Source organism: Clostridium beijerinckii, assembly GCA_003129525.1.
Lineage (GTDB): Bacteria > Bacillota > Clostridia > Clostridiales > Clostridiaceae > Clostridium > Clostridium beijerinckii_D.
Window position 1 is genome coordinate 2,956,385 of the sequence record CP029329.1, and the last position, 16,851, is coordinate 2,973,235.

The window sequence follows — 16,851 nt, forward strand, 5'->3', positions numbered from 1 at the left end:
AAGTAGTTATCTCCATTAGTTATAATGAAGCTAACTACTAATAAATTAAAAACTTGCAATAGTATAAAAATAGATTAATGGGGATAATTATAATTAGGAAAATGAACTAAAATGAGGAGATTTAAATGAATAATACACAAAGAATTTTATTGGTTATTTATATTCCTATTACCGTTTTAATACTTATTCTCGATAATATTTATCCTAAAGAAGATATAGTTTTTTATCTTAAATATACAATTATGATTACACTCTTTTTATCAGCTATCACAATGCAAAAGAAATTTTATGAGCAAAAAACTATGGACTTATCCTTATTTTTTCTTGTAGTTGCAGACTTCTTTTTGGTATTCATAAATACTATAGATAATTTGAAACTGAATTTTTCGGAATTTGGAGTTATTGGTTTTCTTTTTGCATACATTTGTTTGATTGTTGCTTATCAGAAAAATTTTAAAGTAGGGAAAGAGGAAATTATAATCGCCATACTTATAGGGATTATTTTTCTATATGTAGTTATTTCTTTACAGCCATATGTGAAGGGGTTAATGCTCATAGGAACACTAATATTTTGGAGTGTGCTATGCTATATGACTTGGACGTCAATTTGCACGATTTTTAGAAGGTATTTTAACCTAAAATCAGCGTGGTTAATTGCCATTTCTAGCAGCCTTATGTTTATCTGTGATATAGGAGTCGCATTTTCTAGGTTTCATCCTCTTTATTCAAAAATTTATGTGCCTTGGCTTTCTAATGTGATTTGGGCTACATATATTCCAGGATGGACTCTTTTGGTTGTAATTATAAGTGAAAAAAACTTAATTTCAATAACCAATGCTCAATGATTAATAATTGAGCATTGGCCATTAGTATTTTGAAATTGTTAATTTAATAGATGTTTTATCGTATAGGGCAAACTCCATTTGCACACTCTTTATCAATGATTTCGTGTTCTTCGTCGTCATCAAGTTCTGCCAATAAATCATAGTCTATTGGTTTAAGATTTTTCATACGTTCTTCATAATCTTCTTTTGTTGTAGATTCATAAGGAAGAAGGGGATAAGTTTCATCCATTAATGGTAAAAACGTTATTCCAACCACATATTCAAAATTTGCATATAACCACTCAGCAACATCATTCCATTCTTCATCTTTTACATGTACAGTAATTGAAGTATTATGATCTGTCCAGTTTAGCATAGACATTTTATAAAGTTCAAGTTGTTCAATAGCGCTAACATCATATTTTGTTTTTCCCTCAGGTGCTTTTACAGGAAACTCTATGACTTTTGTTGTACAATTTTCATCTGTTTGACCATTTTCGTTATATATAGGATAACATTTAAGTTTTTCTATCATTTTATATAATGGATCAGATGTAGAAATTCTAACTCTTCTAATGTAATAATTAGAATGTGAGTAATGTATTCCTGAACTTACACATGGCAGAGTTGAAAGTGATCCTTCTGGTTTAATGGTAGTCATAAGTTCAGGCACTGAAATTCCAAGTTCGTTGCAATATTTTGTACCTTCATTTCTAACAACTTTCCTTAAATGACTTAATAATTTAGCTAAATCTTCATAACTCATATTTGTTTTATTTATCATATCCATCATGCCAGTCAAAGAAATTCCAATTATTCTATCTTCTTTCATAACCTCATCCCAGTCTGGAAGTTCAACATTTACTAAGGTCATTCTAATTGCTACTCTTGTAGATAATTTTAAAACTTCATCTAAACGTTCAATATCTAATTTGTTATTTTCATTTACAAAAGCTACTAAATTATTTGTAGATAAATTACAACATTCATGAGATTTAAGTAAAATTTCTCCGCATGGATTACAACCCTTAAAAGAATCTTTCCTTTTTGTTGCTTCAGTTCCATTAATAAATCCTGGTTCACCATTTATTTTTATGGAATTTAATATTCCCTTTATTTTATCCAAAGATGGTCTTTCTTTATATAATACAGAATTATTACTCATTTTTCGATGGGAAACATCTAGATTTTCTATCCAATTTCCATCCACTATCTTATAGAGATTACTTTTTGAATTAATAACATCTTTATCGTCCTCATCACAAAGCACCATCATAGCACTACGTCTTACTCCACCAGATACAACATTTTCACTTATTATAGTTGCAATATCAAGAACATCTATTGATCTTAAGTTACCATCTATAAGATTATTACAAACATTATTAATCTTTTCAAACATTCTCTTTAATGATTTGTGTCCAGAGGCTCTTCCACCAAATCTTTGTAGTCTTTCACCTTCTGGTCTAACATAACTATAATCAATTATTACTCTTTTTATATTAATATGCTCAGGATGTGTAATTAATTTGAAGTAAGTTTCGAGTGCTTCGCACCAACCTTCTTTACTATCGCCAACTTTGATTGTAGCTATAGATAAATCTTTTTTATCTATAGTAAGTTTTGTATTTTCCATATATTCTTTTGGCATATATTTATGAACACCTTCAATATATTCTCCATTTAAAGATATTTTTCTAACTTTAGGCATATTGGATATTAATTCTTTATCAATTCTAACTCCAACACCAGAACCAACCATAAGAAGATAAAATACATCTACAAAATCATGAAATTTCTCAATCATAGTAAAACAACAATTAAAGTTTGAAAGAGGGTATTCCTTTACTATATTTGTCCCACCCATATAAAGAGTTCTTCCAGATGTAAAAGTTCTTAAATTAAATAAGTTGTCAAATAAGCATTCAGCTTCTTTTATCTCATCCTTCATGTTTATGAATAATCCATGTTTCCTTTTAAAATCTATACCGAGTTCAATATTATATTCGGTTGTTCTAAGAACAGTTTCAAACCAATTTTCCCTTCTTTTTTTATCATTCAAATACCTTGAATAAGTTCTTAAATAAACAAATTCACCAATATTGCTTAAGGGCGTATTCTTAACCCCTATATATTCATTTAAAAATTTTTCTGATAATATTTTATTCATTTTATATTCCTCCAAGCTTGCTTTCAAGTAATTTAATAATCAATACATTTCTTTTATTATTTTCTAACATTATAGAACTTTTAATTAAAATTATAAATATTATTTTAAACTATTCCATAGAAATATACAATATATTGTGCATAATAAAAAATACAAAACACTATATATAGATTTTATTCAAATGTTAGATTTTCATTTTTATATGTAATTGGTTAGCAAATTTATTTAATTATACCTAAGGAAAGCATAAAAGTTATTCAAGAAGAATTTTTAGGAGAGTTCTTAAAAGAATCATTAGCTTTAGTCCTAGAAGAATATCCATATATGTGGTAAACCACATTAGATGCAGTATTTAAACATATATCTTAATCAATCATTACTTACACTTAGTATAAGTGTATTAAAAAAACTAGCACAAGGTGGTAAATTATTATGTTTTAAAAATAAATAAGAATGGTATAATAAGAAGGATTGATATAATTACTAATGAAGACGTTAGTAATTTGAGTGAGGAGATAAGTTAACATATGAATAGTGAATTTAGTAAATTTAAAATAGGGGAAGAACTTTTAAAATCCATAGAAGGTCTTGGATATAGTTCGCCTTCAGAAGTTCAAGAAAAAGTAATACCAGAGATTCTGAAAGATAACGATGTTATAGTTAAATCACAAACAGGAAGTGGAAAGACAGCAGCTTTTGGTATTCCTTTATGTGAAAAAATAGATTGGGATGAAAATAGCCCACAAGTATTAGTTTTAACGCCAACAAGAGAGCTTGCAGTTCAAGTAAGTGAAGATATATCTAATATAGGAAGATTTAAAAGAATTAAAGCTGTTGCAGTCTTTGGTAAAGAGCCTATATCAGATCAAATAAGAAAATTGAAACAAAAGACTCATATAGTAGTTGGAACTCCGGGAAGAGTTTTTGATCATATTGATAAAGGAAGCCTTGACTTATCAAAAATAAAATATTTTGTTATAGATGAAGCTGATGAAATGCTCAATATGGGATTTATAGAGCAAGTTGAATCGATAATTAAAAGACTTCCAAGGAAAAAAGTTACTATGCTATTTTCAGCAACAATGCCAGATGAAATAAAAGGTTTATCTCAGAAGCATATGAATAAACCAGTAGATATTAGTATTGAAAGTCAAAAGCTAATTACAGATAACATAGAGCACAGTTTATATTATGTGAATTATGAAAAAAAATTAGAAAACTTAAATAGCATATTAATACATGAGAAACCTGAAACAGCTATTATATTTGCTAGAACTCAAGAAAATGTAGATAAAATATTTGACAATTTAAAGAACAGACATTATTCAGTAAATAAAATTCATGGTGGAATGCTTCAAAAGGAAAGGCTTAGTACTATGGAAAGCTATAAACGTGGAGATTTTAGATTGCTAGTTGCAACAGATGTAGCAGCAAGAGGAATTGATATTGATGGTATAACTCATGTAATAAATTTTGAGCTTCCAGTAGAAAAAGAAGCTTATGTACATAGAATAGGAAGAACTGGTAGAGCTGGAGCAAAAGGGAAAGCTATAAGTTTTTGTGTTAAGGAAAAAGATAATCTTTTAAGCCAAATTGAAGAGCTTATAGGTTTTAAAATTCCAATCTGCTATATTCCAGGTAAAGAGCAAATAGAAAAGGAAAGTATAGAAAGCATAGAAATACTTCAAAGTAAACCGAAAATAAAAAAAGAAAAAGCTAAAATTATAAATACGAATATAACTAAAATTTACTTAAATGGTGGAAAGAAAAAGAAACTTCGTGCAGGAGATATTGTTGGTGCTATTTGTAAAATAGATGGAGTCAGCGCAGATGATATTGGAATAATTGATGTACAAGATTCAGTTTCTTATGTAGATATACTAAATGGAAAAGGCAAAAAAGTTATAGAAGAATTAAAAAATATGACTATAAAAGGTAAGAAAATTAACATAGAAAAAGCATATAAATAAAATATCTATATAGATGAACTGTACTTATACATACAAACTTAATTATAAAAGTTTAATGATTAATACTAAATCGATGAAAATTGAGCATTGATAATCGACAATTAAGTACATTTAGATTAATTTAGGTGTATAATAATTAATAAGAGTAATAAGAATATGATGCTCTATAATATAATTTTAAAGAGGTGTTATTGAAAAATGTTTTCAGATAGAAATGCAAAATGTTGGTGTGGCAGTGGATTAAAGTATAAAAAATGTCACTTGGAATTTGATGAAAAAATAGAAAGTTACAAACGTAAGGGACATATAGTTCCATCAAGGGAACTTATAAAAAGTCCACAAGATATAGAAGGAATTAAAAAAAGTGGAATAATAAATAATGGAGTATTAGATTTAGTTGCAAGTAAAATTAAAGCTGGTATGACTACATTAGAAATAGATAAATTAGTATATGATTATACTACAGAACATGGAGCAATTCCGGCTCCGTTAAATTTTGAAGGATTCCCAAAGAGTGTATGTACATCAATTAATAATCAAGTTTGTCATGGAATACCTGAGGAAGGTGTGATTCTAGAAGATGGAGACATTGTAAATGTAGATGTTTCTACAATTTTAGATGGATATTATTCGGATGCATCTAGAATGTTTATGATAGGACAGGTTAGTGAAGATGCCGAAAAGCTTGTAAAAGTAGCTAGAGAATGTATGGTAAAGGGAATTGAAGCTATAAAGCCATGGGGGTTCTTGGGAGATATAGGAGCAGCCTGCGAAGAACATGCTCATAAAAATGGATATACAATAGTTAGAGTACTTGGAGGTCATGGTGTCGGTAATGAATTTCATGAAGATCCATTTGTACCACATATAGGTGAAAAAGGAACGGGAATGCTATTGGTTCCAGGAATGGTCATTACTGTAGAGCCTATGGTAAATGAAGGTGTTTATGATGTGTTTGTTGATGAAGAAAATGAATGGACGATTTATACAGAAGATGATAAATTATCAGCTCAATGGGAGCATACAATATTAATAACTGAAACTGGAGTTGAAATCTTAGCTAAATAAAAATTAGATAGCTGATTTAAAATGATGCAACTAGAAGGTATTTTTAGTTGCATCATTTTGTGTACTCAAATATGTCTATAGCATGTCGAAAAAATGTAATTAAGGATAAAGTTTTAAAATATAAATAGTAGCAAAGCATACGATAGAAAATAATGAGGTGAAGATGTCTAATTGTATTCTGAAACTGTAAGGATATATCTTCAAAGAGGAACTATGAAGAGAAATGGAAATAAGTATCCTAACTCAGAATAGTGATATGTAATGTTAAACTACCAAGGCTTAATTTTAAATTACTAAAAATAGAAAATTGAGTCTTAGTATTAAAAATGAGTTCATTTTTAAGGATATTTTTGCACGTTTTTCGGATTTTTTTTAAAACGTTTTCATTGTATTATATAAATAACAAATGAAACAAAACATATTTAACTTTAAAAAGTTAAAAAATTATTTTAAGGGGGAACTAAAAATGAAAAAGAAAATAATAGCTTTAATGTTGTCAGTAATGACAATGACAACCTTTGTTGGTTGCGGTGGAACATCAACATCAGGAAGTGGTGAACAAACTACTAAGGAAGCTTCTAAGGAATTAGTTGTATATTCTCCACATCCAGTAGATTTTATTGATCCAATTGTAAAGGAATACGAAACTAAAACAGGTATAAAGGTGGATGTAGTTACTGCTGGTGCTGGTGAACTGATAAAACGTATTGAATCAGAAGGTGAGAATCCTCTTGGAGATGTTATGTGGGGAGGTTCACTTTCAACAATGCAACCTAAGGCAGACCTATTTGAAGATTATAAATCAGAAAATGAAAAAGATATCATAAAAGATTATCAAAATACAGATGGAAAGTTTACAAGATTTTCTGTAATACCAAGTGTAATAATGGTAAATACAAATTTAATTGGAAACATAAAAGTTGAAGGGTTTGAAGATTTATTAAATCCAGAATTAAAAGGTAAAATAGCTAATGCAGATCCAACAAAATCATCATCAGCATTTGAACATTTAATAAATCAATTATATGCAATGGGCAATGGAAAGCCAGATGATGGATGGGATTATGTAACAAAACTTGCTAAAAATCTTGATGGAAAATTATTAAGTGGTTCTTCAGCAGTTTATAAAGGAGTTGCTGATGGTGAATATACTATAGGATTAACATTTGAAGAAGCAGCTGCAAAGTATGTTAAAGATGGAGCTCCAGTTAAAGTTGTATATCCAAAAGAAGGAACAATTGCAAAACCTGATACTGTTTCAATAATTAAAGGTGCGAAAAACATGGATAATGCAAAAGATTTTATCAATTTTGTAACTGGCAAAGATGCACAAACTTTAGTAACTACACAACTTAATAGACGTTCAGTTAGAACTGATATTAAAGGTGCAGCTGGGCTTGAAGAATATGATAAATTAAAACTAATTACTGATGATGAAATTTGGGTAAATACTAATAAACAAAATATGTTAGATAAATACAAAGAAATAATTACAGCTAATTAGTTTACTATAGAAGCTCTAGTATTAGAGTTAACAATTAATTTCAAGCTAGAGCTTCTAATAACCATATTGAAAATCATATATACACATGAAAATTTAATTATCAATGTTCAATTATTAAGGCTCATAATTAATAATTGAGCATAGATAATTGAAAATTAAGCATAGATATAAGTACAGAAGATTAACGTTACATAATATTAATAAAATTTTTTACGGATGAGAATTCTACTAATATTATATAAAATTTTTGTAGACGAGAAGTCTACGTTTTAAAATACTTGGAGGTGGATGTTTTGAGTAAAGCAATATTTATAAAAGACGTTATAAAAAAATATGGAGAAAACACAGTAATACCGGACTTATCTGTAAACATAGAAAATGGAGAATTATTTACATTACTTGGTCCTTCAGGATGTGGTAAAACTACTTTATTAAGAATGATAGCAGGATTTAACTCAATTGAAGGTGGAAAGATTTCCTTTGATGAAAAAGTTATAAATGATATTCCGCCACATAAGAGAAATATAGGTATGGTTTTTCAAAATTATGCTATATTCCCACACATGACCGTTGAGGAAAATGTAAAATATGGATTAAAACTTAGAAAACTTACAAAACAGGAAATGGATGAAAGACTAAAAGATATATTAGATGTTGTTAAAATAACAGAATATAAGGATAGACTTCCAGCGAACCTTTCTGGAGGGCAACAACAAAGAGTTGCATTAGCTAGATCAATAGTAATTCATCCAGATGTACTTTTAATGGACGAACCATTATCAAATCTTGATGCTAAACTTAGAATTGAAATGAGAAGTGCTATTCGTAGCATTCAAAAGCAAGTTGGAATAACAACAGTTTATGTAACACATGACCAAGAAGAAGCTTTAGCTATTTCTGATAGAATAGCTATTATGAACGGGGGAGTTATACAACAAGTTGCATCGCCTCATGAAATTTATACAAGACCAAGCAACGTTTTTGTTGCAACCTTTATAGGAAGATCAAATATATTTGATGCATCATTAATTAACGTAGAAGGCAAAAATTTTGTGGAATTTAAAAATGGGTATAAAGAAGAAATCAATTTAAAGCATAAAGTAGCTTATTCATCTATAAAAGTAACTGTAAGACCAGAAGAATTTATTATAAGTAATGACAATGCAGGATTAGAAGGAGTTGTTGAATCTTCAACATTCTTAGGAAAATATATGGATTATGTTGTAAAATTAAATGAAGGAAATACTGTAGAATTATCACAAGATTTATGTACTAATGATTTAATTTTTAAAGAAGGTGATAAGATATACTTGAAAGTAAATTCTAAAAAGATTAATATTTTTGATCAAGAAGGTTCAAAAAATCTTATAACAAAAGAGGTGTAAGATATGGAAATGACAAAAAAGAAAAAAATTAACTTGGATTTTTGGAATATTGTTACCATAGGTATATTTGCTGTTTTCCTTGTAGTTTTAATATATCCCTTATTTTCACTATTTTTAAGTAGTTTAAAAGATTCAGCTACAGGATCATATACTTTAAGCAACTTTTCGAAGTTCTTTACAAAAAAATATTATTATGGAAGTTTGGTAAATAGTTTTTCAGTTACAATTTGTACAACAATACTTACAATTATAATTGGAGTACCTTTAGCTTACATTATGACAACATTTAAAATTAAATTTAAAGGGATAATTGAAGTATTAATTATAATATCAGTATTATCACCACCATTTATAGGTGCATATTCTTGGATACTTTTACTTGGAAGAAACGGAGTAATTACAAAGTTTTTATCAAGTACATTTGGAATAACTACACCTAGCATATATGGGTTTGCCGGAATACTTTTGGTATTTACTCTTAAATTGTTTCCATTCATATATATGTATACATCAGGAGCATTAAAAAAATTAGATGTTTCATTATTAGAAGCTGCTGAGAACTTAGGATGCACTGGTCTTAAAAAAGTGTTTACAATAGTTATACCTTTAATAATGCCAACAGTTTTAGCAGGTAGCTTATTAGTATTTATGAATGCCTTTGCTGATTTTGGTACACCAATGCTTATTGGTGAAGGATTTCAAGTAATGCCAGTACTAGTTTATTCAGAGTTTATCAGTGAAGTTGGAGGACAAGCCAATTTTGCAGCGGCATTAAGTGCAATAATGGTAGTTTTAACAACAGCAATATTTTTAGCACAAAAACATGTAGTTAATAAAAAGTCATTTGTAATGAGTTCACTAAAACCAGTAGAAGCTAAAAAAGCAACTGGAATTAAAAATATAGGAGCACATGCTTTTGTATATATAGTAGTTGGACTTGCAATAATACCTCAAGTTACTGTAATTTTCACATCATTCTTAAAAACAAAGGGATCTATGTTTGTACGAGAATTTTCATTAGATTCTTATACTAGTGTTATAGACAAATTAGGATCATCAATAGGTAATACTTTCAAGTATGGAATTATAGCTATAGTTTGTATAGTTATACTTGGTATGTTTGTATCTTATGTATCAGTTAGACGTAAAAATGTATTAACTTCAACTTTAGATACAATAACAATGTTCCCTTACATTATTCCAGGCTCAGTTCTAGGTATAACTTTATTGCTTGCATATAATAAGAAACCATTATTATTAAGTGGAACATTTATGATAATTGTTATAGCCTATATAATTAGAAGATTACCATATACTATAAGATCAAGTGCAGCAATTTTGTATCAACTTAGTCCTAGTATGGAAGAAGCGTCAATTAGTTTAGGATATTCACAATTTAAAACATTCCTACATGTAACTTCAAAAATGATGATGCCAGGAGTAATTTCAGGAGCAATCTTAAGCTGGATTACAGTTATTAATGAATTAAGTGCATCAATAATATTATATACAGGAAAAACTAAAACAATGTCAGTTGCAATATATTGCGAAGTAATTAGAGCAAGCTACGGTACAGCAGCAGCACTTTCAGCAATATTGACATTAACCACTGTAATTTCCTTATTAATATTCTTTAAATTATCAGGAAGTAAAGAAATAAGTTTATAGATTTAAAGATAAAGGAAAAGTTTATTCATTAAGGTGGAGTCCAATAAAAGGACTGCACCTTCTTTATTTTACATTAATCGCTTTTATTATTGTAAAAATTAATACTTTGAATTGTTTATAAAAAATAGTAAAATGAATAAAAGGAGAGATTATATGAAAGAAGTAAAAAGAAAATCCTTTAAGAATGAAATTAAAAAAGCTTTCATTTTATATTCATTAACTCCGATTATGATTATTTCTTTGATATTTTATAATGGACTTTTTATATATTTTATAAAGTTTGTAGATTATGAGAATGAAAAAATAAATAATAACATTGGAGCTGTTATCGAAGAAGAATTTAAATCTTATGAAGATGCTTGTATTAAAATAGCAAATGATAAAAAAATACATGATATTCTATTGCAAAAGGCTACAATAGATACTAATATTTATGAGAATTTTTATAATATTGTAAATGCGCGAAGAATAAAAAGTATATTCCATATATACAATACTAAAGGCGAAAACATATTATCGAATGTAATAAATAAAACAAATAATGACTCAGATGAATATTTGTATACGTGGGGTCTATTTAAAAAAATGAATACAAATCCGAGTGATACAGTTATGTTATTAAATAGAGTACAATTGAATGTTAACACAAGAACTGTGTTTTCAATTGGGAAACCTATAATGGAGAATAATAAAATAATTGGATTTGTAGTATTTGATATATTGGAAAATGAATTAAATGATATTATACATTCAAATTCAAATGACAACGTTGTAATAACAGATAAATATAATAATAATATTGTAAGTACAAACAATGCGCTATTAGATAGAATAGGAAAACTTCGAAAAATTGAAGATAATGAGAATTTAAAGGTTATCAAGACAGAAAGATTAAATGGAAATGTATACATACATACGTTTAAATCAGTTGCATTTATAAATAATACATATTTTCTTGGTGAAATATTTTTAATATCTCTATTTATTTTACTTTTTTCAGTGTTGATTTATTTTGCAAATAAAATAGCTATTAATAAAACTAAATCAGTAGATAAGCTATTAAAAGCAATTACTAGTGTTCAAAAAGGGGATTTAAGTAATAAGGTTTCTATTAATTCCGACGATGAATTCCAGCTTATTGGAGAATATTATAATGAAATGGTTATAAAAATAGAAGAACTTATTGAAAAAAATAAAGAGGAAACAATGCAAGCGACATTATCTCAAATTAAATTATTAGAATCACAATTTAATCCCCATTTTATATTTAATACATTAGAAATGTTAAAATATATGATAAAAGCAAATGATAGTTCTGCTGAAAAGGTTATATTATCAATGTCTAGAATACTTAGATATAGTATTGACAATGCTATAAGAACAACAATGCTTGGAGAAGATATTAAGTATATTCAGGATTATTTAATGATACAAAAATTTAGATTTGGAAGTAAATTTGATTATAGTATTAATATGAATGATGAATGCAAAATGCATATAATACCTAAATTGATAATTCAACCTATAGTTGAAAACAGCATTAAATATGGATTTGAAAGCAAAGATTATTTGATTATTAATGTAGATGTAAAAATAGAAGAAGAAGATTTTATGATTTATATAACTGATAATGGTGATGGTATAAGTCCAGAAAGATTATTAGAAATAAATGAAATATTAAATGGAAAAGATAATTCAAGTTCACATATTGGACTTTATAACGTGAAAAAAAGGATAAGTTTGTTATATGGAGAAGACTATGGTTTAAAAATAGAAAGTGATAATGGAAAAGGAACCAAGGTTACTATCAAGTTACCATTAAATTAGGGGGGCAACTAATGATAAAAGTTTTAATAGTGGAAGATGAGGACTTTATAAGAAAAGGACTTATTGGCACTTTTGATTGGGTTTCTTCAGATTGTGTTGTTGTTGGAGAAGCAGAAAATGGATTAGAAGGACTAAAAAAAATAGAAGAAGTCAAACCTAATGTTGTAATTACAGATATTAAAATGCCTAAAATGAATGGCATTGAAATGGTTAGGAAAGCTAAGGAAATTTGTGATTTCGAAACTTTAATTTTATCAAGTTACAATGATTTTGACTATGCAAAACAAGCAATAGACTTAAGAGTATTTGATTATATTGTAAAACCAATTGATGATGAATATTTAAAGAACTCATTATTAAAGGTTAAAAAGTTAGTAGATGAAAAACAATTATTCTATAAACTAAGAGAAAACATAAAAGACGTTAAATCTATTTCACTAATTAATTTGGAAAATTATACAAGCGGTGCATTAAGTGATAAATATACAGAAAAAATTATTGAATATATATTGCAGAATTACAGTAAAAAAATTAGTATCGAAGAATTTGCAGAAAAATATAATATAAGCACAAGCTATTTAAGTAGACAATTTAAATTACAAACTTCACATACATTTCATGATTTCTTAAATAAATATAGGATTCAAAAATCCATAGAAATTTTAGATACTGGAGAATATAAAGTTTATGAAGTATCTTATATGGTTGGATTTAGCGAATATAAACATTTTAGTTCTGTATTTAAAAAGTATATGAAGTATTCACCAAGTGAGTTCTTGAAAAAATGTACAAATAGGACATAGAAATTGCAATTAAGTCTTAGTTTAGTTTGATCCGTTATAGACGCTAACTCTAATATAAAAAAGTTCTTTGATATTAGCTCCAATATGAGGATTGTTTCTATCACCAATAGGGATACACCATTAGGACCCAAATTTATGCAAGTCTTATATAAGTAAGTGGGACATGTACATAAGTACAATTTTTATTAGATGTACATATAGATTAATAGCTATCAATTTTGTTTCATATGATTTTTTTAGTATAATTAAGTCAACAATGAAAAGGTGGTATAATAAGATATACGTCACAATTAATATGGATGTTGTAATTGAAAATTGAAGAACGTATTCGTAAATGGTTTGATAAGATTTACATTTTAAAAATATGAATAAATAGGTTATCTATTTATTCTAAATGAATTGACTTAAGGAGCAGGATTTAATGGAGAACACAGCGTTAAATATTTTAGAAAAATATTATGGATATAGGGCTTTTAGAAGAGGTCAAGAAGATATAATTGATAAAATTATAAAAGGTCAAGATGTACTTGCTATAATGCCAACTGGGGGCGGTAAATCTATTTGTTATCAGATTCCAGCACTTATGCTTGAAGGAATCACAATAGTAATTTCCCCACTTATATCACTTATGAAGGATCAAGTAGATACTTTAAAGGATATGGGAATTAAAGGTGCATTAATTAATAGTACATTAAGTGCTATAGAAGAAAATGAAGTTATAAATAATCTTATAAATGGTGAAATTAAAATTCTTTATATAGCCCCCGAAAGGCTCGAATCTTTTGATTTTATAAATGTAATTTCAAGATGTAATATATCTCAAATAGCAGTAGATGAAGCTCATTGTATATCTCAATGGGGACATGATTTTAGAGTAAGTTATAGAAAGGTATCACATTTTATAAATTTACTTCAAAACAAACCTATAATAACAGCATTTACAGCAACTGCTTCAGAAGAAGTAAGAGAAGATATAATAAAGCAACTTAATTTAAATAATCCTAAGGTTTTTGTAACAGGATTTGATAGAGAAAATTTACTTATAAATGTAATTAAAGGTGGCAGCAAGAAAGAATATTTAAATAGTTACATAGAAAATAATAAAGAAGTTTCTGGAATTATATATGCTGCAACCAGAAAAGAAGTTGATAATATATATGAGCACTTGGAATCCAAAGGATATAATGTAACTCATTATCATGCAGGATTGTCTGAACAGGTTAGAAAAGAAAATCAGGAAAATTTTATATATGATAGAGCAAGCATAATGGTTGCAACTAATGCCTTTGGCATGGGTATAGATAAGCCTAATATAAGATATGTAGTACATTATAATATGCCAAGGAATATAGAAAGTTATTATCAAGAGATTGGTAGAGCAGGAAGAGACGGAGAGAAAAGTGAGTGTATACTGCTCTTTGCACCTCAGGATGTTCAAGTTCAAAAGTATTTGATAGAAAATTCAATAGAAAATATTGAAAGAAAAAACAATCAATATAGAAAACTTCAACAAATGATGGATTTTGTATATAGTAATGATTGTTATAGAAAATATATTTTGGAGTATTTTGGAGAAGAATATGATAAACAATGTGATAACTGTAGTAATTGTTTAAGTGAAGGTGAATTTGTAGATAAAACTATAGAAGCACAAAAAGTACTTTCATGCATATATAGAATGAACCAAAAATTTGGAACTGGAATGATTGTAGATGTACTTAGAGGATCTAAAAATAAAAAAGTTCTTCAATTTCATTTTGATGAACTTTCAACTTATGGATTGATGAAAGAATATTCAACAGAAGATCTTAAAAACTTTATTAATACATTGATTTCTCAGGGATATATAGGTGTAGTTGAAGGTACTTATCCAATTTTAAATTTAAATGAAAGATCTAGAAGAATATTAAAATCAATGGAAAAAGTACAATTAAAAGAATTTAAGGTAGAAAAGAAAGTACATGAAGATAATGAATTATTTGAAATTCTAAGAGCTATACGCCAAGACTTAGCAAGAGAAAATAATGTTCCACCGTATGTTATATTTGGTGATGTTACATTAAAAGAAATGACTGCAAATTATCCAACATGTAAAGAAGCGATGCTTAAAATTTCTGGAGTTGGAGAAGTTAAATATAGCAAATATGGGGAAGCATTTGAAGATGCAATAAAAATGTTTGCAGAAGAACATAATATTCAAGTGCCTAATTATGTAGAGGCCGAACAAGAAGCTAAAAGTAATGAGACTAAAGATAATGATTTGAAGTTAGAAGTAACTACTGATTTAGAATTATATAATAGACTACAAACAGCAAGAAGCGAATTCGCTAAAAAAGAAAAGGCGGCACCACAAGCAATTATAACTATGAATAGTTTAAAAGAGATAAGTGGACGATATCCAATTACTTTAGATAAATTAAAAGATATAAGTGGTATGGGACCTAAAAAAATAAGTTCATATGGAGATACAATAATAAAAATAGTAAATGATTATTTATCAGAAACTAATAAAGAGATAAGTTGGACTGATAGGAAAAGAAAAAAAGTTGTAATTGATGGAGAAACTAGAGAGAATAATCAAATTGCAATAGATATGCTTAAAGAAAATATTGATATTCATGAGATATCAGAAAAGATAGAACTATCAATTTCAACCGTTTTAGGTTATGTAACAGATTATATTAAAGAATTTGGCGAGAATATATTTGATATAAATTTGGAGGAATTTTATAATGAAGAAGAAGAAAAATTAATTGTAAATGCTTGCGAGAAAAATGGATATAATCAAATAAACGTACTAAAAAAGGAGCTTCCATCTTATATCAAATATGAGAGTATAAGATCTGTAATTTTAAAAAAATATTTTATATAGATTGCTAAAATAGATTAGCATACTGACGTGCTATTTTTTTGATAGTGTCTTAAGCCTAAGAATATTAATAACTTTTATAAATATACTTGATAGTAGAAATAAAAGTTATTAAAGAGGTGTTATTAAAATTGAATCCATATGAGGTTTTAGATATTGACCAAACTACTTCTGAAGAAGAAATTAAGAATAAATTTAAAGCGATGATTGAAGAATACACACAAAACCAAGATGAAACTACAAAACAAAAAGTTCTAACTCTTAGTGCAGCATATGATTTGGTAATTAATGGTGAATTGTATAAAGAAATCAGAGAATTAATTGATAATTATAATTTTTTAGAAGCTGAAGCAAAGCTTAACTTAATCAATAATAATAATTCTGCAGAATATAATTATCTTCAAGGTTTTATATCTGTTCAAAAAGGATGGTTTGATAGTGGTCTTAATTATTTAAAAAAATCTGTTGAACTTGCACCTAATAATATTGAGTATTTAGATAGTTTAAACAAATTACAAGCAAAAGTAATTGATTATGTTACAAAGTATGCAAGTAAAAATGTAAAACCTAATTCAAATAATGTTAATGCTTGTGGTGGAGGTAGTAATAGTAGTAATAACGGAGGAATGTGTTAAAATAGCTATAAATAAGATAAATATTAAAAAATTATTATTTTAGTTGATATTATATAATAATTATGTTATTATAAATGAGCAGTTGGTACGTAAAGTGCTAGCGTGGAGCTTAGAGTGTCCTTCGCCGG

General features: G+C 27.5%; 11 protein-coding genes. 10 read left to right on the top strand and 1 reads right to left on the bottom strand.

Annotated features, from left to right (window positions below; all coding sequences use genetic code 11):
- Positions 1-125 precede the first annotated feature (125 nt).
- On the top strand, positions 126-845 hold the full coding sequence (locus DIC82_13065; GenBank protein AWK51891.1) for a hypothetical protein: 720 nt from the start codon (positions 126-128) through the stop codon (positions 843-845).
- 55 nt (positions 846-900) lie between these two features.
- Here the strand turns inward: DIC82_13065 and nrdJ are convergent, their stop codons facing one another.
- Positions 901-2,994 (bottom strand): ribonucleoside-triphosphate reductase, adenosylcobalamin-dependent, encoded by a 2,094-nt coding sequence (gene nrdJ, locus DIC82_13070; GenBank protein AWK51892.1) that lies wholly within the window; start codon positions 2,992-2,994, stop codon positions 901-903.
- A 527-nt stretch (positions 2,995-3,521) separates the two neighbouring features.
- Here nrdJ and DIC82_13075 point away from each other — a divergent pair.
- The 9 genes from DIC82_13075 to DIC82_13115 all read left to right on the top strand — a co-directional run bounded on the left by DIC82_13075 (position 3,522) and on the right by DIC82_13115 (position 16,723).
- The gene (locus DIC82_13075) at positions 3,522-4,964 is read left to right on the top strand and encodes an RNA helicase (GenBank protein ID AWK51893.1); all 1,443 of its coding nucleotides are present in this window, start codon (positions 3,522-3,524) and stop codon (positions 4,962-4,964) included.
- 198 nt (positions 4,965-5,162) lie between these two features.
- Positions 5,163-6,032 (top strand): methionine aminopeptidase, encoded by an 870-nt coding sequence (locus tag DIC82_13080; protein AWK51894.1) that lies wholly within the window; start codon positions 5,163-5,165, stop codon positions 6,030-6,032.
- A 466-nt stretch (positions 6,033-6,498) separates the two neighbouring features.
- On the top strand, positions 6,499-7,536 hold the full coding sequence (locus DIC82_13085; protein ID AWK51895.1) for an ABC transporter substrate-binding protein: 1,038 nt from the start codon (positions 6,499-6,501) through the stop codon (positions 7,534-7,536).
- A gap of 293 nt (positions 7,537-7,829) precedes the next feature.
- Positions 7,830-8,921: a polyamine ABC transporter ATP-binding protein gene (locus tag DIC82_13090; GenBank protein ID AWK51896.1), complete on the top strand. Its 1,092-nt coding sequence runs from the start codon at positions 7,830-7,832 to the stop codon at positions 8,919-8,921.
- Between the two features lie 3 nt (positions 8,922-8,924).
- Positions 8,925-10,589: an iron ABC transporter permease gene (locus DIC82_13095; protein AWK51897.1), complete on the top strand. Its 1,665-nt coding sequence runs from the start codon at positions 8,925-8,927 to the stop codon at positions 10,587-10,589.
- Positions 10,590-10,742: 153 nt separating this feature from the next.
- Positions 10,743-12,416, top strand: coding sequence for a two-component sensor histidine kinase (locus DIC82_13100; GenBank protein ID AWK51898.1), 1,674 nt, complete (start codon positions 10,743-10,745; stop codon positions 12,414-12,416).
- 11 nt (positions 12,417-12,427) lie between these two features.
- On the top strand, positions 12,428-13,219 hold the full coding sequence (locus tag DIC82_13105; protein AWK51899.1) for a DNA-binding response regulator: 792 nt from the start codon (positions 12,428-12,430) through the stop codon (positions 13,217-13,219).
- Positions 13,220-13,640: 421 nt separating this feature from the next.
- On the top strand, positions 13,641-16,091 hold the full coding sequence (gene recQ, locus DIC82_13110) for a DNA helicase RecQ (GenBank protein ID AWK51900.1): 2,451 nt from the start codon (positions 13,641-13,643) through the stop codon (positions 16,089-16,091).
- A 128-nt stretch (positions 16,092-16,219) separates the two neighbouring features.
- Positions 16,220-16,723: a molecular chaperone DnaJ gene (locus DIC82_13115; protein ID AWK51901.1), complete on the top strand. Its 504-nt coding sequence runs from the start codon at positions 16,220-16,222 to the stop codon at positions 16,721-16,723.
- Positions 16,724-16,851 lie beyond the last annotated feature (128 nt).

Coding starts and splice junctions, on each gene's coding strand:
- DIC82_13065 (AWK51891.1), top strand. CDS start 126: ATGAATAATACACAAAGAATTTTATTGGTTATTTATATTCCTATTACC.
- nrdJ (AWK51892.1), bottom strand. CDS start 2,994: ATGAATAAAATATTATCAGAAAAATTTTTAAATGAATATATAGGGGTT.
- DIC82_13075 (AWK51893.1), top strand. CDS start 3,522: ATGAATAGTGAATTTAGTAAATTTAAAATAGGGGAAGAACTTTTAAAA.
- DIC82_13080 (AWK51894.1), top strand. CDS start 5,163: ATGTTTTCAGATAGAAATGCAAAATGTTGGTGTGGCAGTGGATTAAAG.
- DIC82_13085 (AWK51895.1), top strand. CDS start 6,499: ATGAAAAAGAAAATAATAGCTTTAATGTTGTCAGTAATGACAATGACA.
- DIC82_13095 (AWK51897.1), top strand. CDS start 8,925: ATGGAAATGACAAAAAAGAAAAAAATTAACTTGGATTTTTGGAATATT.
- DIC82_13100 (AWK51898.1), top strand. CDS start 10,743: ATGAAAGAAGTAAAAAGAAAATCCTTTAAGAATGAAATTAAAAAAGCT.
- DIC82_13105 (AWK51899.1), top strand. CDS start 12,428: ATGATAAAAGTTTTAATAGTGGAAGATGAGGACTTTATAAGAAAAGGA.
- recQ (AWK51900.1), top strand. CDS start 13,641: ATGGAGAACACAGCGTTAAATATTTTAGAAAAATATTATGGATATAGG.